This window comes from uncultured Holdemanella sp. (assembly GCF_934772795.1).
Lineage (GTDB): Bacteria > Bacillota_I > Bacilli_A > Erysipelotrichales > Erysipelotrichaceae > Holdemanella.
The window spans coordinates 1-3,783 of record NZ_CAKVMR010000103.1 but is presented as its reverse complement, the minus strand read 5'-3'; the positions used below and the strand labels follow the sequence as shown (position 1 = coordinate 3,783).

Annotated in this window: 3 protein-coding genes; all 3 read right to left on the bottom strand. The window is 33.1% G+C overall.

What is annotated here, in order from left to right; genetic code table 11:
- Positions 1-106: 106 nt before the first annotated feature.
- The 3 genes from lacG to Q0F04_RS11475 are packed head-to-tail and all read right to left on the bottom strand — an operon-like array spanning position 107 to position 3,497.
- Positions 107-1,507 carry a 6-phospho-beta-galactosidase gene (gene lacG / locus Q0F04_RS11485; RefSeq protein ID WP_295753423.1) on the bottom strand — a complete coding sequence of 467 codons (1,401 nt, stop codon included), beginning with the start codon at positions 1,505-1,507 and terminating at the stop codon, positions 107-109.
- Positions 1,508-1,509: 2 nt separating this feature from the next.
- On the bottom strand, positions 1,510-3,174 hold the full coding sequence (locus Q0F04_RS11480; protein WP_295753421.1) for a PTS lactose transporter subunit IIBC: 1,665 nt from the start codon (positions 3,172-3,174) through the stop codon (positions 1,510-1,512).
- Between the two features lie 17 nt (positions 3,175-3,191).
- A complete protein-coding gene (locus Q0F04_RS11475; protein ID WP_295753419.1) occupies positions 3,192-3,497 on the bottom strand; it encodes a PTS lactose/cellobiose transporter subunit IIA in 306 nt (101 codons plus the stop codon).
- Positions 3,498-3,783 lie beyond the last annotated feature (286 nt).

The following is a 3,783-nucleotide window of genomic DNA, read 5'->3' as shown; positions in this document are numbered from 1 at the left end:
TGACGAATATCTTGTGATATTTTTGACCATGCCAAAATATGTTTTGGATTGTCAAAAAACAATGTTCCATTAAAATCGAATATTACGCCTTTATATTTATGCATTATTAAACCTCTTTTGCATCTATTACTTGTCTGTACCAATACGCACTCAATTTTGGATAACGTTTTTGTGTTTCATAATCCACATAGAATAAACCATAACGTTTGTTGTATCCATTAGACCATGAGAATACATCCATTAGTGACCAAACGAAATATCCTTTGACATTTGCTCCGTCTTCAACTGATTTTAACAACCATTCCAAATGTTGTTTAATATAATCGATTCTTGGTTCATCAAAGATAATTCCATCTTCAAAATCGTCTTTATATCCCATACCATTTTCTGTAATATAGATTGCTTTATAGTTTGGATATTGATTTTTGATACGCATAATCATGTCATACATACCTTCTGGATAAATCAACCAGTCCCAGTCCGTAGTAGGAATACCTTCTTTGAATACACGTTCTCCTACGCCTTTTAATTTAAATTTCTTTGTTCCTTTTTCACCTGTACCATTGTGATGAATTTCATTTTCACCATTATAGGCTTTGATAAAATGACTCTGATAATGATTCATTCCTAGATAACAATTATATTGTGCGGCTTCTTCCATAACCTCAATATCTTTTGCATCTACACTAAATTCTCCACCATTCATTTTTACTAAATCCTGGATTACTGACATTGTTTCTTCCGTATATCTTCCTAAGAAAGTTGCATCCAACAAGAACTGGTTTGCTAAAATGTCCTCTTTTTTTGCTGCAAGTACATCTTCTGGATTGTTCGGATCTAAAGGATATTTAGTTTCTAAAGAATGGATAACACCAATCTTTCCTTTATAATTTCCCTTGTGGAATTCAAGCACAGCCTTCGCATGCGCAACCATCATGCCATGCATTGACTTAACAGCTGAAGTGATATCATATGTAATACATGGAGGGAATGTTCCTTCAATATATTGGTTGGTAGCAATTGGCCATACTTCATTAAATGTGAACCAATAAGTTACTTCGTCTTTATATTCTTCAAAACAGAATTTTGCATATTCAACAAATGCATCAATTGTTTCTCGATTCAAGAAATCTCCATTGCTATGCAAAGCATCAGGTGTATCAAAATGATGAAGAGTTACATAAGGTTCAACTCCATTTTTATGACATTCCTGGAATACTCTGTGATAAAAATCTACACCTTCTTGATTGATTTTACCCTTTCCTTCCGGAAAGATGCGTGACCATGCAATGGAAATACGAATAGCGCCAATATGAAATTGATTGCATAATTTTAAATCCACTGGATACTTATGGTAAAAATCACTAGCTGGATCTGCTTTAAAACGTCCTTGTTTTTCCAAATAATCATCCCAAGCCACTTTTCCTTTACCATATTCTCGTGTACTACCTTCACACTGATATGCAGCAGTAGCACCACCAAATACAAAATCTTCAGCAAATTTCATAGTTATTGTTCCTCACTTTCACCATTTAAAATTGAAAATACAAACTCTAATGCTTTTTCTGGATCACGTGTTAAAGCAATATATTGCTTACCTTGACATGCTACACTCTTAATTCCTAATCTATCTGTATCAATTTTTAAATCTTGATAATAGTTAGCTACCTGTGGAGCCAATACAACTAAATCGAAATCTTTTAACATGTCATAATGAGCTCCATAAGATCCAGCAGCGGTAGTCATTTTAATTCCCTTTTCTTCTGCACCTTTCGCTAATGCATTTGCAAGTAAACCACTTGTTCCTCCACCTGCACAAAGAACCAACACACGTTTACCGTCCACTACATCACCAGAAACTTCAACGCTTTCCTCAGTTTCTTCTGTTGCTGTTTCTTCCTGATCTTTTAAAGCTTCTTCTTCACATTTTTCTTTATCATAAACCTTGAAGAATGGATAGTAGACAATGAAGTCAATAACTAGAACTAAAACTGCAAACAATAATGATAATAAACTAATTCCACATCCAAGAACGATTCCTAATGGAGCTGGACATGTCCATGGAAGAATATACATGAAACTGTTCATTCCTAAGAAATCAACGAACGCTTTAAATAACCAAACATTCAGAATTGGTGCACCAATAAATGGAATAAAGAATATAGGATTTAAAATCAATGGAGCTCCAAAAAGAATTGGTTCGTTAACACCGAATAATACTGGAATAGAACTTGCTCTACCAACTGCCTTCAACTCTTTAGATTTTGCCATAAACGCAAACATTAAAGTAACGACCAAAGTGGCTCCTGTTCCACCCAAAGTAGCAACAAATTGTTGAACACCTGGTGTTAAGATGTTATTTGCATGCTCACCAGCTTGATATAATCCTAGGTTGTTTGCGATATTTACATAATAGATAGCTGAAACCGCTGGTTCTACAATAGATGGTCCTTGAATACCAACAAACCAGAACATAGCCATTGCTCCGTAAATGATAGCTAATCCTAAATATCCATCAGCAGCAGTAAACAATGGTTTAAAGAATTCAATTACGGCTGCAGCAAAGTTAATACCTACTAAATCTCTAAACACGATATCAAATAAAGCTAATAGTAAAATTGAAATAGCAAATGGAATAACATCAGCGAATGTTTGAGAAATATTAGGTGGAACTTCTTTTGGCATGTGAATTGTAATATCTCTTTTTACACAGAATTTATAAACATTACAAACAAAGAATGCAACAAAGAATGCACTCAACAAACCTTTAGACCCCATATATCCGCTTGCAAAGCCTTCTTTAATAGGGTCAGCAGCAATCAACAATAAACCAACAACTCCGGCCATGAAAGTGGAAATATTATTAATTTGTCGATTAATTGGTAATTCACGGTTAAAGCTATCTGCTAAGTTTTTTGCGGTAGATCCTGCAACTAATACAGCTAAAATTCCCATTGAATAATTATATGGTTTCAAAATCATACTTTCAATATTAGCTGGCCAGTAATATCCAAAAATATTAGGTACATATGCAATCAGCATAAAGATACTTGAGAATAATACCACTGGCATCGCGGACATAAAGCCATCACGAATTGCCTTAAGATATTTATTTCTAGAAACCTTTTCAAAAAAAGGTTTCATTTTTTCGATTTTAGCAACTAAATTATTCATATAGACTCTCCTATTAATTATCTATAAATGTCTAAAAGATTATTCACAATATCTTTCAATAGAATTGTTGTCATTAAATGATCTTGTGCATGTACTGTGATAAATCCAATTTCAACATTTTCACCTCTAGCCTCTTGTTGAAGCAAAGTTGTTTGTGATTTATGTGCATCGTTTAAAGATTCATTTGCTTCGTCAATCAACTTTTTACATTCTTCAAACTCTTTTGCCTTAGCTTTTTCAATAGCTAATAATAATTTTGATCTTGCTTCTCCTGAATACGCAACAATTTCAAATCCAATCAATGATACTTCTTCTTTAGTCATTTTCTTTTCTCCTTTTCCGATTCGGCCTTATCGTTTACACCATTAGTGTAAGCGTTTTCCAATCAATTGTCAACACATTCAAACACTTTTTAACACTTTTTCAAACATTTTTTAACATTTATGTAATATATAAGTGCTTTTTATACATAATCTGTTTGATTTTGTTTGTTTTATGTTGACTTGATGACTTTCCAATGCTATCGTTTAAGCATAGAAGAGGATATCAATATGTTAAAAAAAGAACGTTTAGTAAAAATTGCACATAAAGTCAATCAAAATGGAATCA